The organism is Microbacterium sp. NPDC076911, from assembly GCF_040687125.1.
Lineage (GTDB): Bacteria > Actinomycetota > Actinomycetes > Actinomycetales > Microbacteriaceae > Microbacterium.
Genome location: NZ_JBFBMP010000005.1, coordinates 1 through 25,742, shown reverse-complemented (window position 1 = coordinate 25,742; position 25,742 = coordinate 1). Strand labels below are relative to the sequence as shown.

The 25,742-nt window shown below is 62.8% G+C and carries 25 protein-coding genes, 1 tRNA gene and 1 pseudogene; 13 read left to right on the top strand and 14 right to left on the bottom strand.

All coding sequences use genetic code 11. The annotated features are described in order from the left end of the window. Positions 1–48: 48 nt before the first annotated feature. From AB0O81_RS09045 to AB0O81_RS09020, 6 genes are read left to right on the top strand one after another with little or no spacing between them, the layout of a single operon-like run. Positions 49–1,752, top strand: coding sequence for a nitrite/sulfite reductase (locus AB0O81_RS09045; protein WP_363583427.1), 1,704 nt, complete (start codon positions 49–51; stop codon positions 1,750–1,752). Further along, the gene (locus AB0O81_RS09040) at positions 1,749–2,492 is read left to right on the top strand and encodes a phosphoadenylyl-sulfate reductase (protein WP_363583425.1); all 744 of its coding nucleotides are present in this window, start codon (positions 1,749–1,751) and stop codon (positions 2,490–2,492) included. Before AB0O81_RS09045 ends, AB0O81_RS09040 begins: the two co-directional genes overlap by 4 nt. Further along, the gene (gene cysD, locus AB0O81_RS09035; protein WP_363583423.1) at positions 2,489–3,412 is read left to right on the top strand and encodes a sulfate adenylyltransferase subunit CysD; all 924 of its coding nucleotides are present in this window, start codon (positions 2,489–2,491) and stop codon (positions 3,410–3,412) included. Before AB0O81_RS09040 ends, cysD begins: the two co-directional genes overlap by 4 nt. Beyond that, the gene (locus AB0O81_RS09030) at positions 3,412–4,725 is read left to right on the top strand and encodes a GTP-binding protein (protein WP_363583421.1); all 1,314 of its coding nucleotides are present in this window, start codon (positions 3,412–3,414) and stop codon (positions 4,723–4,725) included. The genes cysD and AB0O81_RS09030 overlap by 1 nt, the downstream gene beginning before the upstream one ends. A gap of 30 nt (positions 4,726–4,755) precedes the next feature. Further along, positions 4,756–5,571, top strand: a complete 816-nt coding sequence (gene cobA / locus AB0O81_RS09025) for a uroporphyrinogen-III C-methyltransferase (RefSeq protein ID WP_363583419.1) — start codon at positions 4,756–4,758, stop codon at positions 5,569–5,571. Beyond that, positions 5,568–6,986: an FAD-dependent oxidoreductase gene (locus AB0O81_RS09020; RefSeq protein ID WP_363583417.1), complete on the top strand. Its 1,419-nt coding sequence runs from the start codon at positions 5,568–5,570 to the stop codon at positions 6,984–6,986. The genes cobA and AB0O81_RS09020 overlap by 4 nt, the downstream gene beginning before the upstream one ends. An 8-nt stretch (positions 6,987–6,994) precedes the next feature. Here the strand turns inward: AB0O81_RS09020 and AB0O81_RS09015 are convergent, their stop codons facing one another. Together AB0O81_RS09015 and AB0O81_RS09010 are read right to left on the bottom strand one after the other, a co-directional pair. Next, positions 6,995–7,318, bottom strand: a complete 324-nt coding sequence (locus tag AB0O81_RS09015; protein WP_337336603.1) for an L-rhamnose mutarotase — start codon at positions 7,316–7,318, stop codon at positions 6,995–6,997. Then, a complete protein-coding gene (locus AB0O81_RS09010) occupies positions 7,315–8,208 on the bottom strand; it encodes an amidohydrolase family protein (RefSeq protein WP_363583414.1) in 894 nt (297 codons plus the stop codon). The genes AB0O81_RS09015 and AB0O81_RS09010 overlap by 4 nt, the downstream gene beginning before the upstream one ends. 91 nt (positions 8,209–8,299) lie before the next feature. On the opposite strand from AB0O81_RS09010, the gene AB0O81_RS09005 reads away from it, so the two are divergent. Beyond that, positions 8,300–9,040, top strand: coding sequence for a FadR/GntR family transcriptional regulator (locus AB0O81_RS09005; protein ID WP_363583412.1), 741 nt, complete (start codon positions 8,300–8,302; stop codon positions 9,038–9,040). A 19-nt stretch (positions 9,041–9,059) separates the two neighbouring features. On the opposite strand, the gene AB0O81_RS09000 is transcribed toward AB0O81_RS09005, so the two are convergent. Further along, positions 9,060–10,037: an aldo/keto reductase gene (locus tag AB0O81_RS09000; RefSeq protein WP_363583410.1), complete on the bottom strand. Its 978-nt coding sequence runs from the start codon at positions 10,035–10,037 to the stop codon at positions 9,060–9,062. Between the two features lie 198 nt (positions 10,038–10,235). Here AB0O81_RS09000 and AB0O81_RS08995 point away from each other — a divergent pair, with 198 nt between their 5' ends. Beyond that, positions 10,236–11,087 carry a fumarylacetoacetate hydrolase family protein gene (locus tag AB0O81_RS08995; RefSeq protein WP_363583408.1) on the top strand — a complete coding sequence of 284 codons (852 nt, stop codon included), beginning with the start codon at positions 10,236–10,238 and terminating at the stop codon, positions 11,085–11,087. Continuing rightward, positions 11,084–11,842: an SDR family oxidoreductase gene (locus AB0O81_RS08990; RefSeq protein WP_363583406.1), complete on the top strand. Its 759-nt coding sequence runs from the start codon at positions 11,084–11,086 to the stop codon at positions 11,840–11,842. Before AB0O81_RS08995 ends, AB0O81_RS08990 begins: the two co-directional genes overlap by 4 nt. Before the next feature lie 105 nt (positions 11,843–11,947). On the opposite strand, the gene dcd is transcribed toward AB0O81_RS08990, so the two are convergent. Further along, positions 11,948–12,553 (bottom strand): dCTP deaminase, encoded by a 606-nt coding sequence (gene dcd / locus AB0O81_RS08985; RefSeq protein WP_363583404.1) that lies wholly within the window; start codon positions 12,551–12,553, stop codon positions 11,948–11,950. A 67-nt stretch (positions 12,554–12,620) separates the two neighbouring features. Between dcd and AB0O81_RS08980 the strand changes: the two genes are divergently transcribed. Continuing rightward, positions 12,621–12,694, top strand: a tRNA-Gly gene (locus AB0O81_RS08980). A 389-nt stretch (positions 12,695–13,083) separates the two neighbouring features. Here AB0O81_RS08980 and AB0O81_RS08975 read toward each other — a convergent pair. The 5 genes from AB0O81_RS08975 to AB0O81_RS08955 are packed head-to-tail and all read right to left on the bottom strand — an operon-like array spanning position 13,084 to position 20,606. Next, positions 13,084–16,344: a discoidin domain-containing protein gene (locus AB0O81_RS08975; RefSeq protein WP_363583402.1), complete on the bottom strand. Its 3,261-nt coding sequence runs from the start codon at positions 16,342–16,344 to the stop codon at positions 13,084–13,086. A gap of 56 nt (positions 16,345–16,400) precedes the next feature. Beyond that, the gene (locus AB0O81_RS08970; RefSeq protein ID WP_363583400.1) at positions 16,401–17,420 is read right to left on the bottom strand and encodes a hypothetical protein; all 1,020 of its coding nucleotides are present in this window, start codon (positions 17,418–17,420) and stop codon (positions 16,401–16,403) included. A gap of 7 nt (positions 17,421–17,427) precedes the next feature. Further along, positions 17,428–18,300: a carbohydrate ABC transporter permease gene (locus tag AB0O81_RS08965; protein ID WP_363583398.1), complete on the bottom strand. Its 873-nt coding sequence runs from the start codon at positions 18,298–18,300 to the stop codon at positions 17,428–17,430. Continuing rightward, a complete protein-coding gene (locus AB0O81_RS08960; RefSeq protein WP_363583396.1) occupies positions 18,297–19,253 on the bottom strand; it encodes a sugar ABC transporter permease in 957 nt (318 codons plus the stop codon). The genes AB0O81_RS08965 and AB0O81_RS08960 overlap by 4 nt, the downstream gene beginning before the upstream one ends. A gap of 57 nt (positions 19,254–19,310) precedes the next feature. Then, positions 19,311–20,606, bottom strand: a complete 1,296-nt coding sequence (locus AB0O81_RS08955) for a sugar ABC transporter substrate-binding protein (RefSeq protein ID WP_363583394.1) — start codon at positions 20,604–20,606, stop codon at positions 19,311–19,313. Positions 20,607–20,778: 172 nt separating this feature from the next. Between AB0O81_RS08955 and AB0O81_RS08950 the strand changes: the two genes are divergently transcribed. Beyond that, positions 20,779–21,804, top strand: coding sequence for a LacI family DNA-binding transcriptional regulator (locus AB0O81_RS08950; protein WP_363583392.1), 1,026 nt, complete (start codon positions 20,779–20,781; stop codon positions 21,802–21,804). Between the two features lie 62 nt (positions 21,805–21,866). Here the strand turns inward: AB0O81_RS08950 and AB0O81_RS08945 are convergent, their stop codons facing one another. Further along, a complete protein-coding gene (locus AB0O81_RS08945) occupies positions 21,867–21,998 on the bottom strand; it encodes a hypothetical protein (protein WP_363583390.1) in 132 nt (43 codons plus the stop codon). Positions 21,999–22,369: 371 nt separating this feature from the next. Between AB0O81_RS08945 and AB0O81_RS08940 the strand changes: the two genes are divergently transcribed. Beyond that, the gene (locus AB0O81_RS08940; protein WP_363583388.1) at positions 22,370–22,501 is read left to right on the top strand and encodes a hypothetical protein; all 132 of its coding nucleotides are present in this window, start codon (positions 22,370–22,372) and stop codon (positions 22,499–22,501) included. A gap of 31 nt (positions 22,502–22,532) precedes the next feature. Here AB0O81_RS08940 and AB0O81_RS08935 read toward each other — a convergent pair whose 3' ends face one another. The 3 genes from AB0O81_RS08935 to AB0O81_RS08925 all read right to left on the bottom strand — a co-directional run bounded on the left by AB0O81_RS08935 (position 22,533) and on the right by AB0O81_RS08925 (position 24,720). Continuing rightward, a complete protein-coding gene (locus AB0O81_RS08935) occupies positions 22,533–23,873 on the bottom strand; it encodes a type II toxin-antitoxin system HipA family toxin (protein WP_363583386.1) in 1,341 nt (446 codons plus the stop codon). Next, complete coding sequence (locus AB0O81_RS08930) at positions 23,870–24,148, bottom strand: helix-turn-helix transcriptional regulator (protein ID WP_363583384.1); 279 nt, start codon at positions 24,146–24,148, stop codon at positions 23,870–23,872. Before AB0O81_RS08930 ends, AB0O81_RS08935 begins: the two co-directional genes overlap by 4 nt. 227 nt (positions 24,149–24,375) lie before the next feature. Then, positions 24,376–24,720, bottom strand: a complete 345-nt coding sequence (locus AB0O81_RS08925) for a hypothetical protein (RefSeq protein ID WP_363583382.1) — start codon at positions 24,718–24,720, stop codon at positions 24,376–24,378. 61 nt (positions 24,721–24,781) lie between these two features. On the opposite strand from AB0O81_RS08925, the pseudogene AB0O81_RS08920 reads away from it, so the two are divergent. After that, positions 24,782–24,943, top strand: a pseudogene (locus AB0O81_RS08920) (hypothetical protein); the annotation flags it as partial. Here the strand turns inward: AB0O81_RS08920 and AB0O81_RS08915 are convergent. Beyond that, entirely contained in the window at positions 24,940–25,221 is a 282-nt protein-coding gene (locus AB0O81_RS08915; protein ID WP_363583380.1) for a DUF4031 domain-containing protein, read from the bottom strand. The pseudogene AB0O81_RS08920 and the gene AB0O81_RS08915 overlap by 4 nt on opposite strands. Positions 25,222–25,742 lie beyond the last annotated feature (521 nt).

Sequence of the window (25,742 nt, the reverse complement as noted above, 5' to 3'; positions counted from 1 at the left end):
GGCAGATCGATGCTCACGCCCGGGGACGCCCGGACATCGGAGGCCATCATGACGACTAGCAACACTGAGACCCGCACCCCGCGACGCCCCTCGTCGAAGCCCAACGGTCAGTGGAACATCGACGGCAAAGCGCCACTCAACGCCAATGAAGAGTGGAAACAGGTCGACAACGGTCTGGCCGTTCGCGAGCGCATCGAGAACATCTACTCCAAGGGTGGGTTCGCATCGATCGACCCCACCGACCTTCACGGGCGCTTTCGCGTCTGGGGTCTTTACACTCAACGCAAGCCGGGCATCGACGGTGGCCGCACCGCGACTCTTGAACCACATGAGCTTGAAGACGAGTACTTCATGCTGCGCGTGCGCATTGACGGCGGCCAGCTCACTACGGATCAAGTGCGGGTAATCGGCGAAATTTCCACCGAATTCGGCCGCGGCACTGCAGACCTCACCGACCGCCAGAACGTGCAGCTGCACTGGGTTGAAGTCGAGTCGATGCCAGAGATATGGCGCCGCCTCGAGGCCATCGGCTTGGGCACCACTGAGGCGTGCGGAGACGTTCCGCGCGTGGTGCTGGGCTCTCCTGTTGCCGGGATCGCCGCCGACGAGCTGATCGACCCCACCCCGCAGATCAACTCCATCACGTCACGTTTCATCGGCGATGAAACCCTCGCCAACCTGCCCCGCAAGTTCAAGACCGCGATCACCGGTCACCCCAGTCAAGACGTGGTGCACGAGATCAACGACGTGGCGTTCGTGGCGGTCGAGCACCCTGAACTCGGCGTCGGCTACGACCTTTGGGTCGGCGGCGGGCTCTCGGCATCGCCGCGGCTCGGCGAGCGCCTCGGCGCATTCGTTACGCCCGACGAGGTCACCGAAGTATGGCACGGCGTTGCGCAGATCTTTCGCGACTACGGCTACCGCCGACTGCGCAACAAGGCCCGCCTCAAGTTCCTACTCGCCGAGTGGGGTCCCGAGAAGTTTCGCCAGATTTTGCAAGACGAATACCTCGGCTACGCGCTTCCCGATGGCCCGGCCGCTCCCAAGCCCCTGACCGCAGGCGACCATGTCGGAGTGCACCGCCAGAAAGACGGCCGCTTCTATGTCGGCGCCACCCCCATCGTGGGCCGCATCTCTGGCCCCATGCTCACACAACTCGCGGAACTGGTGGAAGACCATGGCTCCAGCCGCATTCGTACCACCCCCCACCAGAAGATTGTCATTCTCGACATTCCTGAAGACCGAGTGGAGTCGCTCATCAAGGGCCTCGATGACCTCGGCCTGCAGGCGCGCCCGAGTCTGATTCGCCGCGGCACGATCGCGTGCACCGGAATCGAGTTCTGCAAGCTCGCGATCGTCGAGACCAAGGCGTTCGCGACGGCTGCGGTACTCGACCTCGAAGAGCGCCTCGACGCCTTCGATCTTCCCCACCCGATCAGCCTGCACGTCAACGGCTGCCCCAACTCTTGCGCGCGCATTCAAACCGCCGACATCGGGCTGAAGGGCCAGCTCGTCACGATCGACGGCGAGCAGGTTCCCGGCTATCAGGTGCACCTCGGTGGAGGTCTCGCCTCTGACAACCGCGACGAGGCAGGTCTTGGCCGCACCGTGCGCGGACTCAAGGTCGCCGCAGATGGCATCGCTGACTACGTCGACCGTGTTGTCAAGCGTTTCCTCGAAGACCGCGACGCCGAAAACGATGAGACGTTCGCGCAGTGGGCTCACCGGGCCGAAGAAGAGGCACTGCAATGACCGTCTCACTCGCGCCGCGCATCGAGGTAAAGCGATCGCGCGAAGAGCTGAAGGCGATCGCCGAGCGAGGCGCCGAAGAACTCCGCAGCGGCGCTGAAGACGAAGCGACGCCAGCACAGGTCGTGCGGTGGGTAGCCGAGAATTTTGGCACGGATGCTGCCGCGGTCGCGTGCTCGATGGCTGACGCCGCGCTCCCCCATCTCGTTGCAGAACACCTGCCCGGCGTCGACGTGCTCTTTCTCGATACGGGGTACCACTTCGCCGAAACGCGCTTCACCCGCGACGAAGTCGGTCGCGCCCTCGACGTGCGCATTGTCGATGTGCTGCCCGAGCAGACAGTCGCCGAGCAAGACGCCGAGTTCGGCGAAAAATTGCACGACCGTGACCCGGCGCTGTGCTGCGATCGACGCAAAGTCGCCCCGCTGAAAGATGCGCTCGGCGGCTACGAAGTCTGGTTCACGGGCGTCCGCCGTGACGAAGCCCCCACACGGGCGAACACCCCGCTCGTGCAGTGGGATGAGCGCAACGGCCTCGTGAAGATCAATCCGGTTGCTTCGTGGACCTTTGACGACCTGCTCGACTACGCCGGCGGGCACAAGGTGCCGGTGAACTTGCTCGTGACCAACGGCTATCCCTCCATCGGGTGCGCGCCATGCACCAAGGCGGTCGCCCCTGGTGAAGATCCTCGGTCTGGCCGTTGGGCTGGCCTTTCGAAAACGGAATGCGGGTTGCACGTATGACTATTGACACCCTGACCCCCGGGTCTGTTCACCTGTCGACGCTCGACCTGCTCGAAGCCGAGGCCATCCACATCATCCGCGAGGTCGTCGCCGAATTCGAGCGGCCCGTGCTGCTGTTCTCGGGCGGCAAAGACTCCGTGGTCGTGCTTCACCTGGCGACCAAAGCGTTTGCTCCGGGCCGCGTGCCTTTCCCAGTGCTACACGTAGACACCGGGCACAACTTTCCCGAGGTACTCGCGTTTCGCGATCGCACGGTCGAGCGTCTCGGCGTCAAGCTCGAGGTCGCCCGCGTGCAGGATTACATCGACGACGGTCGCTTGCACGAGCGTTCTGACGGCACCCGCAATCCCTTGCAGACGGTTCCGCTGCTCGACGCGATCGCCGCTGGCCGCCACGACGCTGTCTTCGGCGGAGCGCGACGCGACGAAGACAAGGCGCGGGCCAAGGAGCGCATCATCTCGTTGCGCGATGAGTTCGGGCAGTGGGACCCTCGCAACCAGCGACCCGAGCTGTGGAGCCTCTACAACGGGCGCCACACCCCTGGCCAACACGTGCGCGCGTTTCCCATTTCGAACTGGACCGAACTCGACATCTGGCGCTACATCGAACGCGAGAACATTGAGCTGCCGCCGCTGTACTTCGCTCACGACCGCGAGGTCTACCAGCGCGATGGCATGTGGCGCCCGGTCGGAGAGTTCTCACCGCCGCGCGCCGACGAGCGGGTCGAGCTGCGTACGGTTCGCTACCGCACCGTGGGCGACATGAGTTGCACCGGAGCAGTGGAATCGGATGCTGCTGACCTCGCCGCCATCGTGGGTGAGGTCGCACGCTCGACCATCACCGAGCGCGGCGCTACTCGTGCCGATGACCGCCTCAGCGAGGCAGCCATGGAGGATCGCAAAAAAGATGGGTACTTCTGATGACTGACGCACTCGCAGACTCAACACTGTTCCGTTTCGCGACGGCAGGCTCGGTGGATGACGGTAAGTCGACGCTCGTCGGCCGGTTGTTGCACGACTCGAAGGCGATCCTCGCCGACCAGCTCGAGCAGGTCGCACGAACCTCGAGCGACCGCGGCTTCGCCCATGGTGAGTTCGACTTCGCGCTGCTCACCGACGGCCTTCGTGCCGAGCGCGAGCAGGGCATCACTATCGACGTGGCCTACCGCTACTTCTCCACCGGCAACCGCAGCTTCATTCTCGCGGACTGCCCCGGGCACGTGCAGTACACCCGCAACATGGTCACCGGGGCCACCACCGCCGATGCAGTGATTGTGCTCGTTGATGGGCGCAAGGGAGTGCTGGAACAGACGATCCGTCACCTCGCAGTGGTCGCTCTGTTGCGCGTGCCGAACGTGATCATTGCGGTCAACAAGATCGATCTCGTTGAGTACTCTCAGCAACGTTTCGAACTGGTCGCCGCGCAGGCCGAGCGGGTGGCCTTCGAACTGGGCATTTTGAACCTGCATGTGCTTCCGGTGTCTGCGCTCGAGGGCGACAACATCGTCGATCACTCCGAGCGCACCCCCTGGTACACCGGCCCTGCGCTGCTTGAATTGCTAGAGAGCCTGCCGGCGGCTGACACCACCAACCAGAAGAAAGACTCTTTCCGCCTGCCGGTGCAGATGGTGTTGCGACCACAGGGTGGGCTGGCACCGCATCTCGTGACGGATGCTGCAGAGGCTGAGCGATTGCGCGACTATCGCGCTTCGGCCGGTCGCATTGCCTCGGGCGAAGTGCACGTCGGTGACAAGGTCGAAGTCTTCCCAGCTGGGGCGAAAACGACCGTCAGCGGTATTCGTGTCGCAGGAGTCTCGGTTGACTACGCCGCAGCGCCACAGTCGGTGTCGATCGAACTCGCCGACGACGTTGACACCGCGCGTGGAGCGCTGATCGCAGCATCCGGATCATTGCCTGCAGGTCGTCGCGAGATCGAAGCCGAACTGTTCCAGCTTGATGCGCGCGCACTCACGGTCGGCTCACGCGTCTTGGTCAAGCACGGCACAGCGACGGTGCAGGCACTCGTCGCGCAGATTGACTCCCGCTACGACCTGGATGCCCTCACTCATCAGCCCGCAGACACGCTGGAGACGAATGACATCGGGCGAGTGACTCTGCGTCTGGCCACGGAACTGCCGCTTGAGTCATATGCAAAGAGCCGCCACGGCGGGTCGTTCCTCGTGATTCACCCGTCATCGGGCGCGACGCTCGCCGCCGGCATCACTCGCAACTAGCTCTGCTCACCGCTTATCTAAGGAGATCTCATGTCGCATGGAAAGGTAGCGCTCGTTGGCGCAGGACCTGGCGACCCTGAACTGCTTACGCTCAAGGGTCTTCGCGCACTGCAACAGGCGGATGTGATCGTTGCCGATCGTCTTGGCGCGCGCAGCGTGCTTGAGGGCATCGTGGCGCTGGGCACCGTCATCGCCGCCGAGATCATCGACGTGGGCAAGAGCCCCGGCAACCATGTGGTGCCCCAAGACAACATCAATGAGCTGCTGGTCACGCTTGCACTGCAGGGCAAGAATGTGGTTCGACTCAAAGGCGGCGACCCATACGTGTTCGGGCGCGGCAGTGAAGAAATCGACGCGTGCCGCAAGGCCGGCATCGAGGTAGAAGTGGTTCCGGGAATCACCTCCGCCATTGCTGCACCCGCGGTGGCGAGCATCCCCGTGACTCACCGCGGCCTCGCCACCGCCTTCACGGTGATCACGGGCCACGACCAGATCGCGCAGCTCTCGGGCGGACGCGATCACACCGTGCTGCTGCTGATGGGCGTGGGCACGCTCGCACACTCGGCGCTGACCCTCGCTCGCGGCGAGCGCGGCAGCGATTGCCCGGTTGCGGTGATCGAAGACGCACACGGGCCACGAGAGCGGATTACCATTGGAACCCTAGGCACCATCGCGGCACAAGCCGCCGAGCGAGGTATTCGCTCACCCGCGGTCGTCGTTGTCGGCGACGTCGTTCGGGTGAGTCCTCTTGCCCCTGCCGAGTGGGCAGTCAGCTCACTCGAGGTGTCACAAGACTTTTCCGCGCGACTCACCGCGGAGCACTCCCTGAAAGGCATCAAGCAGTGACTGATCTCAATCTGCGCGTCGCGATCATCGGCGCCGGACCCGCCGGCATCTATGCGGGCAACATTCTCTCGAACGCTGTGCGCGATGCCGGCGGCACCGTCGCGATCGACCTGCTCGAGTCCCTTCCCGCGCCGTACGGGCTCATCCGCTACGGCGTCGCGCCAGATCACCCGCGCATCAAGGGCATCGTCAATTCGCTGCACGAAATGCTCGACGCACAGCATGAGTCAGGCTCGGGTCGCACCATCCGCTTCATCGGCAACGTTGAGGTCGGCCGCGATGTTTCGCTCGAAGAGCTGCAGCAGCGGTACGACGCAGTGGTGTTCGCCACCGGGGCGATTCGGGATGCTGCGCTGAACATTCCCGGAATCGATCTGCCCGGCTCGTTTGGCGCCGCCGACTTCGTGGCATGGTTCGACGGACACCCCGACGTACCCCGTGACTGGACCCTCGATGGATCCCAGGTGGCCGTCATCGGCAATGGCAATGTCGCGCTCGATGTTGCCCGTGTGCTGGCCAAGCATGCCGAAGACCTGCGTTCCACCGAGATCGCTGACAACGTGCTGGCCGGTCTCGAGGCCTCGAAAGTGACCGATGTGCACGTCTTCGGACGACGCGGACCGGCAGACATCAAGTTCACTCCGATCGAGCTGCGCGAGCTCGGCGAGGTTCCCAACGTCGACATCGTCGTCTCTGACGAAGACTTCGCTCATCTCGAAGGCGTTGTGCCCGCCAACAACCAGCTAAAGGTCATGCTGCGCGTGCTCAACAGCTGGCGCACGCGCGAGTCGACCGGAGCGTCACGCCGACTGCACCTGCACTTCTATCACGCACCCGTCGAAGTCATCGGCAAGACCAAGGTTGAGGGCCTTCGCTTCGAGCGCACCACGCCGACTGGCGATGGCAGCGTGGTCGGCACCGGCGAGTTCCGTGACTTCGACATCGATCAGGTCTATCGCGCCGTCGGCTACTTCGGCTCGCCCGTCTTGGGAGTTCCGTTCGACGAGGTGCGTGGAGTCATTCCAAACGTTGAGGGGCGAGTGACCGATATCGCATCGGCACTGGATGCTGAAGACGGCGGCACCGCGGTGCGCGGACTCTACGCCACCGGTTGGATCAAGCGCGGCCCGGTCGGGCTCATCGGCCACACCAAGTCAGACGCAATGGAGACCATCGCGCACCTGGTCTCAGACGCACAAGCTGGTCTGCTCGAGGCACCCGCAGACAGCGGAGACGTGCTCGATCTGCTTGCTTCTCGCGACGTCGCGTTCACAACATGGGACGGCTGGCGCGCGCTTGACGCTCACGAGCGCACCCTCGGCGAGAACCACCAACACTCGCGCGAGCGCGTGAAGGTCGTTCCGCGCGACGAGCAGGTGGAAATCTCGCGCAGCGGCGCGCTCATCGACTCCTGAGCCGAACGTCAGTCGTGGTGAAACACCTCGGGTAGCTCTTTCCACCATTCGCCCTCAGCGCGATCATCGAGTGGCTGTTGCAACGGCTCTTGCACGGCCCACCAGCGCTGGGTTTCGGGGTCGGCGGCAACGGCAGCCATGTCGGCTTCGTAGTCATCACCGGTGTACTCGAAGTACGAAAACAACAGCTCGCCGTGTCGGTAGATCGAGTAGTTGTGGATGTTGCTGGCCGTCAACCGGGCCAGAATCGTCGGCCACACGGCAGCGTGATAGCGCTCATACTCTTCGCGGTTTTCAGCGGGCAGGCCAATCACCGAAGCCACACGCTTCATCGGTTCTCCTTCGTCGCATCTTGGTCAGCAGCGAATCGCTGCGGGTCGAGTCGGTAGAACTGCGCGGCGGTGCGACCCAGCATCCATTCACGCTCTTGTTCGCTTACCGAGTCGAACAGCGGCTTGAGCCCATTCCACACCCGGGTGTATCCGCCGGCGAGGATCGAAACCGGCCAGTCGCCGCCATACATCAGTCGCTGAGCGCCGAAGACTTCTACCGCACGCTCGAACGACGCACGCACGGTATCGGTCGTCCATGAGTCGAGGTCACCCGTCGCCGAATAGAGTCCGCTGACCTTGCCGTATACGTTCGGGCAGGCGGCAGCCTCGGTGATGAGAGTGTGCCAGGGTTCATTGCTATCGAGGCCGATGGGCGGCTTGCCGAGGTGGTCAATCACCATTCGCAACTGGGGAAAGCGTTCGGCGAGAATCGGCACGATCTCGAGGTGACGCGGAAGTTCGGCCACCACATCGAACGCCAGATTGCGCTCCTGCAGCAGTGCCAGCCCGTCTGCCACGTCGGCCCGCAACAGCCAGTCAGGGTCTGGTTTGTTGTGAATCAAGATGCGCACACCCACCATCAGCGAGTCGCTGGCCCACGAGTTCAGGGTGGCTTCTGCCGATGCGGCATCGTCGAGGGGCGCGTAGCCAACGACCCCAATGACTTCGGCGTGAGCAGCCGCCGACGCCCGCATCACCACGGTGTCTTCCGCGTTATCGGCGGACTGCACCTGCACCGTGTAGCCGACGCCACACGCCTGCAGTTCGGGAGCGACGTCTTCGAAGCTCATCGCGGTGTTGATCGGCGCGAGTTCGGGGCCCAGCCACGCGTATTCGGCGCGGCCGGGATCCCAGACGTGCTGGTGGGCATCGATCACCGGAAAGGTCATGTTTCTCCTTGATGGTGGGCTCGCGTTCGACTTCGACCCGCGAGCATGCGGGAACATCGGATGACTTCGGGAAAACCGTACACTGACAGACATGATCGACGACGACGCGGTGGGCGGTGCCCGCTCGCAGACCGATGTAGTAATCGGCGGCATCAAGCAAATGCTCACGAGCGGCGCGCTGGTGCCCGGTTCGCGTCTGCCCATCGAGAAAGACCTGGCGACTCAGCTGGGGGTGTCTCGAGGGTCGTTGCGAGAAGGAGTGCGAGCGCTCGCGACGCTCGGGGTGCTCGAGACTCGACAGGGCGACGGCACCTATGTGACCGCGCTTGATCCCGGCAACCTGCTCAGCCCCCTGGGCTTTCTTGCCGACCTGCAACAGCCCGCTCACGCCGCCGATCTGCTGGCCGTGCGCCGAATTCTTGAAACCGAGAGCGTGGCGCTCGCTGCGACTCGACTCAGCGAAACCGAACTCGCGGAACTCGAAGCGATTCTGGCGGGAGTTGATGAGAGCCTGCAAGCCGACGCCGAGATGGATCTGGAGTCGTTCATCGACGCCGACACCCGCTTTCATCGAACGATCGCTCGCGCAAGCGGCAATCCTCCCCTGGCCGCGGTGATCGACACGCTCGTTGGTCGCACTTTTCGTGCCCGACTCTGGCGCGCGATCTCGCATCGCGGTTCGGTGCGAGAGACTCAGGCCGAGCATCGCGCGATCCTCGACGAACTCGTGCGACGAGATTCCGAACGAGCCCGCATCCGCATGGCGGTGCACCTGCTCGGTGTCGAAGAGTTCAGCGCTGCGCATGCCGACGAAGACCCTGAAGCGTCCTAAACAGAAACGGAGTGCGCGCTCACGCGAACGCGGCCGGAATGAGCCCAGCGTCAGCGAGCTCACGCCAGACCACGTCAGGAATGTCAGTCGCGGCGCGGTCGACGTTGGACTGCACCTGCCGCTCGCCACGAGCACCGAGCACGACATTGACGACAGCCGGGTGCCGGTACACGTAGGCGATGGCTGCCTCGGGCAGCGTCACGCCATGGCGTTCGCACACATCGGCGACGGCGTTGGTGCGAGCGAGCAAATCCGCGGGTGCGGGCTGGTAGTCGAACATGGCATCGGCGGCGGGGCGCGGCTTGCTCAACAGCCCCGAGTTGTAGACGCCCGCCGCGACGACGCCGACGCCGCGTTCCTGCGCGAGCGGCAGCAGGTCAGCCACTGCGGTGTCATCGAGCAGCGTGAACCGGCCCGCGCACATCACGAGATCGATGTCAGCGCGTCGAATCAGCTCAGCGAGCGGTTCGGCATAGTTCATGCCCGCGCCCACTGCCGAAACGACGCCCTGCTCGCGCAATTCGATCAGCGCGCCGATGCCCTCGGTAGAGGCCTGCTCAAAGTGGTTCTCGGGATCGTGAAGATAGAGGATGTCGAAGCGGTCGAGCCCCGTGCGCTCTAGCGATGCTTCGACCGAGCGCAGAATTCCATCTCGACTGAAGTCCCACACCCGTGTGGGGTCGGCGGGAACGTCATAGCCCTCAGTGTCGCGTTGATCGGCAGTCTCGGGTGTCGGCACCAGCAGTCGTCCGACTTTTGTGGAGACGACATACTCATCACGCGGTCGTGAGCGCAGCTGTTCGCCGAGTCGTCGCTCGGAAAGCCCGAGGCCGTAGTGCGGGGCCGTGTCGAAGTAGCGAATGCCAGCGTTCCACGCGGTATCAACGGTTTCAACGGTCTCTTGCTCGGTAGTGACTCGAAACAAGTTGCCCAGTTGTGCGGCGCCAAGACCCAGCTCTGTCAGCTGAAGTCCGCGCGGCGTTGCGCGAGTACGCATGGTGATCCCTCCGTCAGTCACACCACTCTAAGCGATTCATACGATGAAAGTCATCGCCGGACTGACCAAGATTCGACCTCTTCCCCAAAACCGGTGCAACTGAGCTAGAATTCATCTGATCTTTAACGGGTGCGTCAAAGCAGACTGCGGGTTGCCACGCCGACCACCGTTAAACACACCTGATCCAAAGGAGACACCGTGACATTAGGACGCCTCGGAAACGTCGGTGAAGAGATTCCCGTCATCCGCCACGAAGGACGCGTACTCGACCTGCGTTCGTTGACCGCCGATATCGATGGTGCGTTCCTCGCCAGCGACGGCATCGCCCGTGCTCGCGCGGCCGCCGCTGCGGGTGAGCTTGCCGAGCTCGCCGGCGCCGCAGAGATGCGCGTCGGAACCCCCATCGCCCGCCCGGGCAAAGTTGTCTGCATCGGCTTGAACTATCACGACCATGCCGAAGAGACCGGCGCAGCCATTCCGGCCGAGCCCGTCGTCTTCATGAAAGATGCGTCGACCGTCGGCGGCCCGTTTGACGACGTGCTGATCCCCCGCAAGTCGGTCAAGACCGACTGGGAGGTCGAGCTGGGTGTCGTCATCGGCACCGAAGCGCGCTACGTCGATTCACCCGAGGCGGCTCTTGCTCACGTCGCCGGCTATGTGCTTTCTCACGATGTCTCGGAGCGGGAGTTTCAGCTCGAGAAGAGCGGGCAATGGGATCTCGGCAAGAGCTGCGAGACCTTCAACCCGCTCGGCCCCGACCTGGTGCCCGCCGACATGGTCGAAGACCCACAAAACCTCGGTCTGCGCCTCTGGGTAAACGGCCAGCAGCATCAAAATGGCAACACCTCAGCACAGATCTTCTCGATCGCCTATGTGATCTGGTACCTCTCGCAGTACATGGTTCTTCGTCCAGGAGACGTCATCAACACAGGCACCCCTGCCGGTGTTGCGCTCGGAATCGAAGGCCAGCCATATCTCCGCGATGGCGATGTGGTCGAGCTTGAGATCGACGGCCTCGGCCGCTCACGTCAGACGATGGTGCAGGCATGAGCGCCGGCGAGTTCGACGGACTTGTCGCCGTCGTCACGGGCGGAGCGTCAGGAATCGGCCTAGCCACGGCGTCGGCACTTGCCGAGCGCGGAGCGCAGGTTGCCGTGCTTGACCTCAACCCCGCAGACCTGCCTGAGCACCTCACCGGGTTTGTCGGAAACGTCACGGATCGCGAATCAGTGGATGCTGCGATGGCTGCCATCGCTGAGAAGTTCGGCGGCGTCGACATTGTCGTCAACAGCGCGGGTATCAGCGCGATCGGCACCGTCGAAGAAGCCACCGACAGTGACTGGGCTCGCGTGCTCGACATCAACGTCACCGGCACCGCACGCGTCAGCGCGTCGGCGCTGCCTTGGCTGCGCAAGTCGGATCACGCTGTCATCGTCAACATCTGCTCGATCGCTGCGCTCAACGGACTTCCGCAGCGCGCGGTCTACTCTGCCTCGAAGGGCGCGATTCTTGCGCTGACGTTTGCGATGGCCACCGATCACGTTGCTGAGGGTGTGCGCGTGAACTGTGTGAGCCCCGGCACCGTGTCGACTCCGTTTGTCGACCGGATGCTGCAGAAGTTCGACGACCCGGTGAAAGAGCGCGCCGCGCTCGACGCCCGCCAGGCGACCGGTCGCATGGTCACACCCGAAGAGGTCGCCGGTGGCGTGGTGTACCTCGCAAGCCCGCTGTCGGGCTCGACTACCGGCATCGCGCTTGACGTTGATGGTGGCGTGACCCACCTTCGCGTGCGCCCCAAGTCGTAACGCCAACGAAGGCTGTCAGGCTCAGAGCAACCGGCAATCGCCGGGTTTGCTCTGGGCCTGATGTCGTTGGGCCCTGTGGGTCGCGGTGCGGAGCACGCTTGCAGGCTAACCGCCGAGCGAGCCTGCGTCAGTCGTGCCGACGTTGGTGATGTGGAAGTTTTGGAACGATCGGGATGCTGTCGGTCCCCGTTGTCCCTGGTACCGATTGCCGTAGGGCCCCGAACCGTATGGAGTCTCGGTCGGCGACGACAGCCGGAAGTAGCAGACCTGACCAATTTTCATGCCGGGCCACAGCTTGATCGGAAGCGTTGCGACGTTGGAGAGTTCGAGCGTCACGTGGCCCGAGAAGCCGGGGTCGATAAAGCCGGCCGTCGAGTGAGTTAGTAGGCCAAGCCGGCCGAGTGAAGACTTGCCCTCGAGGCGTGCTGCGATGTCATCGGGCAGCGTGATCTGTTCAAAGGTGCTGCCGAGCACGAACTCACCGGGGTGCAGAATGAACGGCTCGTTCGGCGCCGTCTCGATCAAGTGGGTCAGTTCAGGCTGGTCGACTGCCGGGTCGATGAAGGGGTATTTGTGGTTGTCGAACAGCCGAAAGTAGCGGTCGAGGCGAACGTCAACGCTCGAGGGTTGCACCATGGCGGGATCCCACGGGTCAAGGCCAATGCGGCCAGCGTCGAGCTCGAGTCGGATGTCGCGGTCTGAGAGCAGCACGGGTTCAGCCTATCGGCGCGACCGGTGGGGTTTGTTATGCTGGCGAAACGCCTTTTACCCGGCCTACGGGGATGTAGTTCAATGGCAGAACTTCAGCTTCCCAAGCTGATAGCGCGGGTTCGATTCCCGTCATCCCCTCCAAAGCTCCGAAGTGTCACTTCCAAAGGTATTCCGGACTTTCCAGAGGTAGTTCGGACTGATGATTCCGCAGATCAACCCATCTCCGCTCCATTTAGGCTGCCTTCATCGCGAAGAATTTGGGGCGGGTCTTGCGAGAAGACACCCCCAGTGCCGCCCACATAGGCGATCACGTCAGTGTCAACGTCGATCCAGACGTAGAGCCAGGATCCGCTGGGCTGCACTTGACCATTGCGAACGGTGACGACACGCGGAACGCTTGGACTCCTGCGCCCACACTACGGTCACCCGCCTCACATTGTCAGACACGCCCTAGACAGCTCCGCTCTCGACCAGGAGGTCTTCACCCGTCCATCGCGTCACACCGCAACCAACGTCCCTGGGCAGTACACCTAGGGGCTTAACGAGATCGAGTACTCGGTCTCTCCGACCTGTGCGGAGGAGTACGAGAGTTCCCCTTCGGCTGTTGCGGTCACGGTCACGACGGTGGTTCCTGTCGTGTGGTTGGTGGCTTCAACGTCGTAGTCGGCGTTGGGGGTGAGATCGCGCCATTGCAAAACGACGGGGTATCCGCTTTGGTCCGTGCTGACGGTGCGGGTGTCGATGTCAACGATTGCGAGGTCGAACTGGTGCCCTTGGGTGTGATAGCTGAGTTCGGCACCATCGAGGTCGCTGTGCGGGATTGGGCCGAAAACGAGGTGGTCTGCCGCTGGCCTGATGCCCAACAGCTGCGTATACAGTCCTGCGGCAGGACGTGCGTTTGCCGCGAACCATGGCTCTCGCCGCCTGTCGGCGGACATGTCCCAGTTGTACGTGTTGTACACGAGTTGATCGATGTCGTACTGCGCTGCAAGTTCAGCGAGCAGATCGGTCGCGCGGTCATATTCCCCGACACTCACATAGGCACTCATCATCTCAAGCGTCATCTGCGGAAAGACGTTGCCGTTGAGGTAGGAGGGGAATGCGTTGGTGTTCTCTCCGCCGGTGTAGTTGAATCGCTGCGCCGGGAAGAGCGTAAGCGCGTTACTGTCATAGAACGAGCTGTACTCGTTCATGATGGCCACCGATCGTGCCTCATCGGCAACCCCAAAGCTCACAGCCATCGCGTTGTCGTGCACGTGCGCGACGTCGCCTCGGACGTTGCCGGCAAGGTCACGCGAGTGCACATACGACTTCGTTGTCGATGACCAGAAGCCACCGGACGAGGTGTCGGCGTTGAGTGTGGTCGCGATCTGACCGGCGCGAGCACGATATTGGGCGGCGAGGGTGGCGTCTGTGAAGACATCCTCTTCGAGTTGCGCCCAGTCGTGCAGTGCCTTGTAAAGGAAGATATTGGCGTATGCGCTCTCTTGGCCGATCTGTGTCTGATCATCCCACTGTGTGATGCCGACACCGAACGATTCGACAAGTCCGTTGGAGTTGGTGTCGCGTGCAAGCACCCAGTCCAGAGAGTCCCGAACGCTCGGTGCGACCTCCAGCAACCATGCGTCATCGCCCGACAGGTGGTAGATCGCCGCGACGCCCGCGACATACTGGCCGTACGTGTCGAAGAAGTAATCCTTGTACCACGAGGTGTTTCGCGCGCTTACCGCCCACAGTTGTCCGGTGCCATGAATCGGGTAGTTCTCGTTCTCAATGAATCGCACGAAGTTCTTGAGCGTGTCGAGGTAGCCCTCGTCCCCCGCGGCCTGCAACGCTGTCGCGTTCTGGGCATACCACCACGTCTCGTAGGGACCCATGCCGCTCACGTCGGTGTCGCCCATGCCCACGTTGAGGTCAATCACAGAGGAGCGCAACAGGTCGTTGAGCATGCCCGAGATGGTCTCCGAGTTCATTCCCATGGCAGCGGGAATCTCGAGTGTGTTGTAGTAGTGGGCCAACGGTCGATCGCCCGAGAAGGTCATGGCTATCGAATCCGTGTGAGCGGCAGCCACACTGCGCTCACTGAACCGCTCCGTCTGAAAGACGGCCAAGGGCAGGTAGGTCCCGGAGGGGTGCGACAGAGTGGGGGCCACCGCGAAGTCGAGCTCCAGCGCTCTCTCGCTAGCCGGGTCCGGGTCCCGATGCATCACGAGACCCTTCTCTCCACTAGAGGCAGCGCGAATGCTGAGAATCCGATCGTTGGCCTTGTCTACGAGGTCGACATCGGTCGTGTAAATTGCGTACTGCGTGTTGCCGAACCAGCTTCCCGTAGTGTGCTCGGGTAACGGCTCTGCCGACAAGAATCTGTTCGTGTCCCGGTCGTCATCCAGCAGAATCAGGCTTCCGCCGTCTTCGACGCGCTGCACAACGTCGAATGCTTTTTCGTGAAACCCGAGCCCAACAAACGTCTGGTCTTTCACGTTCGTCGCAACATCGAAAGTGCGATCAATCTCCACAGAGATGCCGTCAGGTGCCACATCGAACGACCACTCTTCAGAGACGATCCCCCCGTAGCTCACGTCACTGAACACGACCGACGATCCGGAAACAGTTAACGTCGGCGACGAAGCGAGGTCATGCGTACCGACCCAAGTTGGTCCCACGGGCGTGCCGGAATCGGCGGCAACGAGCTCGGTCACTCCGCTGCGATACGATCCGGCGTGCACCATCGTCAACCGCACCTGTGAGGTGTTCACGGGATCGAAACTCACGGTGTTCGTGGTGTTTCCCGTCGAAGATGACGGCACGCGGCCAACACCGGTTACGGCGGCCCACGCCGCGCCGTCCCAATAGTCCACCGTGTACGAAGATGGTGCACGGACGGCGCCTGCATCTTCAAAGAAATCAATGTGGAGTTCGTCCACCGTGATGATAGATCCCAGATCCACTGTGATCCAGTCTGACGCGTTGGGTGACTTGTATGCCGTCCAGCGGTTGCGTGGTGACTCGGTGTACGACACGATTCCGTCTGTCACGTGTGCGACCGAATCCCCCGTGTAGGTGTAGGAGGTCTGCGGCGCAGCCCCCGGAAGAACTGCAGACACCGCGGGGTGCGCGGAATCGAGCGTTTCCACCTGCTGAGCCGGGCCGACAACCTCAACCTCCGTCACCCCGGTCGCGCCACCAGACTTCTCGAGCCACAACCTCACGCGATCCGTGCGCTGCGCGATAAACCTGAGCTCATTGACCGAGCCAGCCGTGGGAGTCGCAGGGCTCGATGTCGCACCGGCAACCGGCTGCCATGCTCCATCAACCCACACCTCGGCCCACATCGCGGCGGGAGCGACGACCCCGCCACCGTCTGCCCAGACCGAAACATCGAGGCCAGACACGAACTGCTCATCGCCCAGGTGTAGCTCAATCCAGTCTTCATCGTTCGCAGACCTGTACGACGTCCAACGGTTGCGGGGACTTTCTCCGAACGAGACTTGGCCATCGAATACCTGACCCACGGAGTCGAGGGAGAACGTGTACGACGCCTGCGCGGATGTGATCGACATCACCTCCTCTTCGGCATCACCCAGTCGCAACGAGGTGATACGAAGTGCGTCGTCATAGTCGATGACCATCGCCACATCGTCAGAGACAAGCTCAACCTGATGGGCTACTTCGTCAACCCGAACGTCCGCGGGTGCCGCCGCGGCGACTGGCACCTGCCCCGTCGCGCTAACGAGGCCCACCGCCATTGCGAGTGCGGCGCAGGCCATGAGTGGGCGTGAGAAACGTACCATCGTGATCTCCTTTGATCTTGGCGAGTGTGTGATCGTGTCGAGTACTCGATGTGGGGCTACGCGCTGGTTGCCCGGGAAATGCCGCGCACAGGGCGTGCGAGTGTGTGCGGTGCACCGGGCAAAGAGACGGCGCAGTAGTAGTGCTCAAGCCGCCCGTCCCAGTAGACGACGGCGGGCTTGTGTGCGTGTTGCGCGTCGATCTCCCCGGGCGTGCCAACATCCAGCAGGAGGTCAGCGGACTTCGTCCAGGTCACCAAGTCACGCGATGTCGCGTAGCCCTCGCGTGCGTGACCGTCCGCGGCGAGACCAAAATAGAACATGACCCAGTGGTCCGCATCCCGCAGGACACAGGGATCGGACGCGAACCTCTCATCGAAAGCCCCGGCGCCACCGACCGGTAAGACCGGCTGCGCTGCGACGCGAGTCCATGTCGTGAGATCGGTGGATGTGGCAAGCCCCGTTTGTTCGATCCACGGTGGCGGCACTGCCATCGAACCGAAGTCATCTCCTTCTTTCGCGTTGTAAAAGAGATGAAAAACGCCGTCTACCATCATGAGCCATGACTTGTAGAGTCCGCCACGCTCCCAGGGCGCGCCATCCTCCGAGTGAAGGGTTGCACCAACGTCTTCCCAACTGAGCAAGTCACGGCTGCGCACGATACCGATCATTCCCGGTCCCGCTTCGTAGCCTTGCGCGGGGTATGCGTGGTACGTGCCGTAGTACCACCCGTCGATGCGCAGAAGCTCGCCGGATGACCAGAGATCGTTGTCACGCATGATCGAGGTGAGGGCGGCATTAAAACGACGGTGAGGATGATGAGGCTCACGGGTGAGAATGATCGCCTCATGGCGCCAGCTGCCGTCTGGTTGCTGCCAGGCAAGGGCCGTCTGGTATCCGAGGCCATCCCAACCCACATAGGTCATCCCTCGCCTGCCGTCGACCGTAAAGACGAACGGGCAGTCCACGGCGTGAGAGTCGAAGCGCCCTGCGACCCCAGACGGCGCGACAATCAGACGCCCTTCTCGGTGCGGGGTATGGATGCGATGTGCGGGGTATGTCTGGGACGAAGTGGTCATCCGGCGCCTACTTTCCTGCACCGGCGATCAGACCGGATACGTAGTACTTCTGAAGAGCGATGAACAGCACGATGCAGGGCATCATGGTTATGGTGATGCCTGCTTGCAGAGCACCCCAGTCAATGGTGTTGAGGGGCCCGCTCTGCGCATTGACCAGCGCGATCGGGAGAGTGAACATCGCGTTGTCGTTGAGCAGTACGAGCGCCGCGATGAACTCATTCCAGCCTGCAAGGAAGGCAAAGAGCGCGACGGTAACCATGCCGGGGGCCACGAGGGGCAACAACAAGCGATAGAGGGCATTGATCGGGCTGCAGCCGTCTATCTCGCTTGCTTCGATGATCTCGCCGGGAATGCTCTCGAACGAGTTCTTCATCATGTAGATGGCAAACGGCATCTGGAAGGTGGAGTAGATCAGCGCCAACCCGAACAGGGAGTTGGTGAGGCCGAACCAGATCATGACGGTGAATAGCGACACCAGCAGGGCCGGGTAGGGCACAAGAAGCATCCCGACGGTGAGGCCGAACAACGCACCCTTGCCCGGGAAGCGAAAGCGGGCGAATGCGTAGCCTCCGAGGGTCGCTACCACCGTAGTGATGGCCACGGTCATGAGCGTCACCATGAGCGAATTCGTGACATACAGCCACAGTGATCCCGAGCTTCCGCCAAGTTTTTCGTAGCTCTCGAAGCTCAGCTCGCTCGGCCACCAGGCCGGCGGCGACGCGTTGGCTTCGGCGAAGGGCTTGAAACTGCCGATCACCGTCCAGACAACGGGAAAGGCGAAGAGCGCTGCAAGCACCCCGGCCACAAGGGGGCGAACGCCACGCTTCGATTTCGGGCGCCGACGGGTTACTGCATCGCCGCGCGTGGAGAGGAGGGTCATGATCCGGCCTTTCCGCGCTGCAGGCGCACCTGTATGACTGTGAAGACGGCCATGATGACGACGATGACAACGGCGATGGCGGCGGCATATCCGCGATCAAAGCTGACGAATGCCGTGTTGTAGAGGTAATAGACGACCGTCACGGTCGAACCGTCGGGGCCACCCTTGGTCATCGTGTAGAACTGGTCGAACGCCAAGAACGTTGTCGTCACGGTGATCAGAATCACCAGCGAGAGAGGCTTTGCAATGAGCGGCAGAGTGATCCGGGTGAGGGTGTGCCACGCGTTGGCGCCATCCAAACGAGCGGCCTCGTAGATCTCCGGCGAGATCGAGTCCATACCGATTAGCAGCACGAGCATGGCAAGTCCGGCTGTCTTCCATACCGTCATGATGACGACAATGGCGAGCGTGGATAAGGGTTCGGCAAACCAATCGACGCCGCTCGACGCGAGCCCAACCTGCTGGGCGATCCAGGGCAAGACCCCGGTGCGCGCATTGCTCATCGAAAGCCATAACAACCCTGCGGGGACGAACCCGATCGTCACCGGCGCAAAGAGCGCCGCGCGGCTGGTGGTCCGGCCGAAAAAGCGCGGTCGCACCAGCAGAGCAAGGCCCAGCGACAGAGCGATTCCCACGACCGAGGTGATGACTGTGTAGGCGAGAGTGAAAACCACCGCGTCACCGAACCTGGATTGCTGCAGCAGGTCTGCGTAGTTGGCGAAGCCCACAGGCTCCGGCTGACCAAAGGTGGGCCAGTCGAAGAACGACATCCAGATCGTCAGGGCGAAAGGCACCAGAAAAAACAGCACGACCAGCACGGCGGTCGGTGCCACCAATGCCCAGCCGGTGATCGCTTCGCGTCGCGCCGCCGAAGCGTGTCGGCGTGGACGGAGCGTGACGGGGACTGGATGCGGTGGGCGGGGCGTTGTCGCGGGCCCAGCTGTGAGCGTCAAGGGGGCTCCTCAGGGGGAAGGGCCGGTCGGCGCGACGCCGACCGGCCAAATGGGGGATTACTGCGTGATCTCGTCAGCGCGAAGCTGCGCTGTGCGCGTTGCTTCTACCGGGTCAACGCCATTGAACATGGCGTCTTGCACCATTTCCAGCCACGGACCCTGCGCTGAGGCGACAACGTCGTTGTACCAGGGCGAGACGTAGGTCTGGCCGGACTTGACGAGCTCGGCGGGAATCGTGAATTGCTCTCCCAGTGATTCCGGTGCCTGGGTGTCAGTGCGCGGCGGGATCGCCGGCAGCGAAAAGTAGACGTCTTCGGAGGTGCTGAGCGAGGTGAGCCAGTTGACGAAGTCCCAGGCCTCGTTGAGGTTCTGCGACGCACCGGCGATAGAGAGGGCGTCGCCACCTGAGAAGGTGGCCCACTCTCCCTCAACCGGTCCGGGAATGGGGGCAAGACCGAAGTCGAATTCGGGGTCGCTGCCGATCGTCGAGGTGTTCACGCCGTTTCCACCGGCAAAGTTAATGCCGGTCTTTCCCGCGGCGAACACCGCGAAAAAGCCTTCTCCGGTGTCGGTCTTGGACGAGGGCGAGATGGTGCCCGCTTCAGAGAGGCCCTGCAAAAAGGCCAGCGAGTCTTGCACGTCGGTGGTGTCGTAGTGGAACTTGCCATCGGCATCGACGACCTCGGCGCCCTGCGCCCAGAAAAGCGGGCTCAGTGTGTACGAGAGGCACCCTGAGCATCCACCGCTGACATAGAAGCCTTGGTAGTCGTCGCCCAGTTCGCTCACGGCGAGCGCGGCCTCAGCGATGCCTTCCCACGTGGTCGGCGGCGCTTCGGGGTCAAGGCCTGCTTCCTCGAAGAGGTCCTTGTTGTAGAGGTACAGGCTGGTGTCGGCGACATAAGGGACGCCGTAGACGCTGCCGTCGTGGGTGGACGCCTGGATGTGTGCGGGTGTGAGGTTTCCGGCGGCGCCGCTTTGTTCGAGCAACTCGGTGAGGTCGAGTAACGCCCCGGTGTCGATGACCTGGGGCATGAAGACAAGGTCAGTTGCCAGCAGGTCGGGCAGCGAATCCGTCTGCGCGGACTGCGCGAACTTCGTCATGTACTGATCGGCGGGCACGTGAGTGATCGTGACCTGGTTGTCGTGGGTCTCGTTGTACGCGGCGACGACCTCGTCGGTGACGGCTTCGTTGCCGGGACGTACCCAGAGGTTGAGCTCGGCGCCAGTGTCGGCTGCCGTGATCTCGGTGGTGTCGGGGGTGTCTGCGCTGCCGCTAGAACACGCGGTGACTGCGGTGGCAAGCATTCCGATGCCCGCAAGCCCCGCGAGGACTCGAGTGGGATGTGCTCTCATGAGTAACTCCATTGTTCGTGAGTGATGCAGGAAGGAAATATTTCCGTGCGGTCGGCAACTGTTTCCTCCAATGGGAAGCTACAGCACAAGAACAGTACAGATCAAGGCCGAAGTGAAGAAAAGTCGGCACGGAAGCGATCAGAAACATTTCCAACCTTGCTAAACTGCAGCCATGGTTGAACCTACCCCGACCGGAGGAACCGGCCGAAAGGTCACGGCGAAAGACGTCGCCGCGGCCGCCGGCGTCACCGTCGGCACTGTATCGAAAGCATTCTCGGGCAACGGCTCTGTGAACGAGGCAACGCGGCGGCGCATCATCGAACGGGCACAAGAACTCGGCTATGAGATCCGCTCTCCCCGTCAGCAGAAAGCGTCCGCACGCACAATCGGACTCATCACAAGCGATCGGTTCGGCCGCCTGACCGTGCCCGTCGTTCTCGGAGCGATTGACACCTTGGCAGAGCACGAGATCGCACTGATCGTCTGCGATGGACGAGGGGATGCGATTCGTGAGCAGCACTTTATCGACTCGCTTCTTCGCAGGGACGTGGATGGCATTCTCGTCACAGGCACCGGAATATCTGCCCGCAATTCGATCGGACGACAGCCCGTGCCTGTCATCTACGCCCTGGCGTGGTCCCGTTCAGCCGACGATGTGTCGATCGTCCCGGATGACACCGGTGGTGTCGCGGCCGCGACCCGCCACCTGTTGGCCACCGGCCGCCGCCGTCTTGCGTTTGTGTCAGGTCCCAGCGACGTCGACGACAGCACTGCGGCACGCTTGTCGGCCATCAGCTCAGAACTCGCCGTGCACGGTCTCGAGTTCGTTCACGAACCGCTGTTTGGGGAGTGGACAGAGAGTTGGGGGCGACTGGCGGCAACCCAGCTGCTGGCCTCGGGCCATGACGTCGACGGCATCATCTGCGGGAACGACCAGCTCGCGCGCGGCGTTGTCGAAGCCCTCACCGAACGGGGCCGTGTTGTGCCGCGCGATGTGGCGGTCGTGGGTCTGGATAACTGGGACGTAATGGTCGAAGCAACGAATCCCCACCTGTCTACAGTCGACCTGAACCTCACCGATGTGGGTCACGCGGCGGCGAACGAGCTTCTCCGAGCGGTGGCCGAAGGCCGAAGTCCTGGCGGGATTCGACGCGTACCCACGCGATTCATCCCCCGCGCCTCGAGTGCGGCGCGATAGCTCGCGCTGCACACAGCCGAAAGCGTCCTAGACGTCGCGGTTGCATCGTCCCGCACGGATCATCACGCGCAGTCCGAGAGCGGCAACACCGCAGCTCTCGTGGCGACCAGCATCGCAGCTGTGTTGCTGCCGCCGGTGACGGGAAGCTGCGTGGTCGTCACGAGCTTCTGCGCCGCAACAACCGCTGTGGTCATCTTCAGACAGCGCCTCCCTGCACCGAAAGGGCCTCGACAACGGCGGTGTTCGACAGGTCGGCGCCGGTCGGATCCATCGCGACGACCTCATAGGTCGCGGTGCACGTGGCTGTGCCGGCCAGCGCAAGCGCCGGGTCAGGGGGTCACAAACGTTGTGCGCGTCCCCGTGGCTCGACAGTCCGGGGGCCTGGTCGTCGCCCGTGCATGACGGTGTGCATCCACCCGATTCTGACCCCACACAACGCAGTGCCCGCGAAATAACAAACACGCGTGAGCGCGCTATCCGCACTCAAAAGCACCCCGCTCTTTCGCGTATATGGACTCAAAGGCATCGAGGCAATAGAGCTGCTATGAATCGGCTAGACCCGCACATGGCTGACCCGCTCCGGGTGAGCGTTCTTGAAGCGACCGTGCCGCTCGTCATCGCCATCGTGCTTTGCACCCCCGTGGTGCCCCTGGCCCTCAGCACCATGCCTTCACTGCAATACTGGCGGACGGAGTAGCCAAAATGTTAGAAATTGACGAGCGTGTCCGTCAGTTGGCATCAGGAAGGGAAATCTCCGGCACTGACAAGTTCTTTCGGCCAAACCGGCCGTCCGCGTTACGTGGTTGAGGTTCGGTGCTGGGTTCGACAGGGGAGAGGCGACCTTTGTTGCCGCGGGGGAGCACGTGTGCGCGCTGCCGGTTGGGGCCGTCGAATGCGTTAGACATGGTGCCGAGCGCTTCCGGAGCGACCCCGAAACCCACAGCGACGTCCCGCCAGCCAGCGGTTGCTGCTTCGACAGCGCTGATGATGTCGGACGCAGCAGGCTCGGACAGCCTGAATGCGTCATGGTTCTTCAGCAGCAGGCGGATGTCCCGGTCACGGGGGTCGTCGTCGGCACTCACGGGAGTGGATTCCAATGTGCCGAGCTTGTAGAACGGGTTGATGTCGAAGGCGGGAGCGATCCGCCATCCGTTGCGTTCGCGGAGGAAGCCGTGGTTTCGCATGTGGTCGTCCACGTTGTTGACGAGAAGTGTGAAAGCGATCCGTCGGAACAGTTCCGCCGAGTCGGCGTCTGCGCCCGCGGAGTTCTTCTGCATGGCGCTTGCCATCCGGATGTAGTCGACATACTCACCGTGAGATTTGTTCAACATCCCGTCCGCGCTGATGTACCCGTAGCGACGGCCACCAGCCCGGTCAAAGCGCTCCACGACCAAGACGGAGTTGTACTCAAACCGGTGGTGCTCGAAGCGAGGGGTCTTCATCCCAGAGCGTCGAGCAAGCTCGAGGCAGGTGGCCTCCCATGCCATCGCATCACCGAAGTCTTCTCGCGCCGGCAGCTTTGCGATCGCGAGTTGACCATGGGAGTTGAGGACGGTGGCCTTGGGTCGAGCGCCACCCATGCTCGTTCCAGCTTGCAGAAGCGTGAGCTTGTCAGCGGGGACCTCCTCCCCGCGCTCGAAAGCTTTCGCCGCAGTGATCAGCGCCGGAAGATCGGCCAGCCGAGCGGTTTTGTAGTCGGGTGGCGATTGGTACACACCGTCCATGGAGACGCGCAGCGCGCCGAGGCGCTCTGCGTCACCGACGCGCCTGAGAACGTCTAGCTCAGGGAGGTGCTGGTAACGACCGGTAGTGCGACGTTCGATGGACTGCATGAGGCGACGTCCCCAGGTGTCCGGTTGCGCGTCGGCAAGGCCCGCGAGCATGGGACGTGTGCCAGCGGGGATGAACTCGCCGCGACCCAGTCTCAAAGAAGGAGCCAAAGGGTAGGAGTCCGGATGGGAGAGGTATTCGCGGGAGTATTCGAATGCAACGACCCCGCCGCTGTCGTCCACGGTTCCGGCGCTCGTTTCGTCTCCCGAGGGGAGGACAACGGAGATTTCCAGTCTCATCGGCGACCTCCTCCGGTGTGGCGGCGAAGTAGCGCGCGGCCGCGCTCATCGGAGGTGGGGTCGAGGGCGTGACTTAGCTTGTTGTCGAGACCGAGGGCTTCCAGTACGGCGAAGGCATTTTCGAGCTTGACCGAGCCCGCTCCCCGCTCCAGTGAGCGCAGAGTGTCGCGGGTAATGCCAGCGCGCTCAGCGACAACAGTGGCTGACAGTCGGGAGAGCGTGCGCCAGGCTCTGATATTCCGTCCGAAGTCCACGAGGTTCTGGTTGTCGCTCATCTTCACTCCTGGCTTGACGGCTGCAGTCGTCAAATATGACGATTGTGACGATCATATCCGCCATTTAGTCTATGCGCATCCATGTCTCGACATACGCTCATGACTAAGGTGGTGGGTCCGCACCCGGACACCCCACACCCGGGCTACGAACAGCAGCACGGACCCTCGAAGGGAAAACCAGGTTGCGTGGTCGATTCCCGATAATCGCGGTCTCGGGTTGGCCTTACTCATTCGCTAAGAGCTTCAACGGCGGATGCCCACACCCAGCACCGGTACTCGCGCTCACCGATCTTGAACCGGATGGCGACGGCGCGGGGTGTCCACATACACGCCTCGGCGTAAACGAGCGTAGGCTCACCGCCAAAACGCACCCAGGCGCGGACGGGCTTGGGGACAGGGTCGACCGTTCTAGCCACAGCGTCGAGCTGTAGCTCAGCCGTGGTGAGCGTCTCAAGCTGACCGGCCGCGGCGACACGGGTGAGATGCGCCTTCGCGAGGTCACGGTCGATGCTGTCGCTGTACCTGCGGTTCGTTCCCAATGCCGGGTCGGTTTCTCCATCCGAGATCGTCACACAAGGCTAGGTCCGCCCGCCGACAACAGATGGAGACCTCCGCCCAGTACGCGAAGAGACATGGTTCCTGCTCCGCAACTCTTGGGGCGCGCAGTGGGGCGATGGTGGCTATGCATGGATCAGCGCGACGCACCTCGGAAGTCGCCTCAGGCAAGCCGGGACCGTCAGACCTGATGTCATCCCGCTCATCGCTGGCGTCCGAGAGCTGAGCGAGGCGAACTAGGCGGGGCTCAGTGTCGCCCGACGCCGCCTGGCCCACTTGCCGAGTTCGAGGAAGTCCACGGCCACCGCGCCATGGGCCAAGGCCCGCCGACGGATCCCGTCCGTGACATCGAAGTGCTCACGATAGGTCCCCGGCTTCTGCACCCACTCCGGGTTCAACCCGATGGCCACAGCGAACGCGAACAGTTCCTCGGGCGTGTCGGCCATCAAGTGCGACCAGCGATCTTTGCGACCCGCAACTGTGGCCATGCGCCGCATGTCATCCACGTACACCGTCATGTCACTCCCCGCGCTCGGCGATTCGGGGCCGGAGCTCGTTGCTCCAGCCGGTTCCCCTATGCGGTGCACCGACGTTGACCCCGCGGGCGCGCCTACCGCGCCCGTAGTCTCTGAGATCCTCGTCTGCTCGTCTCACGCATGCAAACCTATCCACCGCACGCCGGGCTGGACGGGCGCCCGTCCGCGATTGGGCGGATCGGCGTCTCCGGCGTTCCGACTACTCTCTGCTGCACGTCGACGGGGACTCCAGCCAGAGGAGCTGCTCAGCGAGTTCGTGAGCGAAGACTTTACGGCCCGACGCACGCTGGAGCGGCTTCGGGACGTCTCATACCGCGCTTCCGAGACGGGTGCCGTGCGGGTGAGTCATTCCGTTCTGACTGTTCAGGGGCTGGTCGAATCCACTGGGGCGGTCGACGCGGTGCATTACGGGTCTGCTGAAGGTTTGGTTGACTCCTGTCCGCTTCCCGCGAGGGTGGCGAGATCGGAATAATTGATCATGATGAGGTATTCGGAAGAGTTCA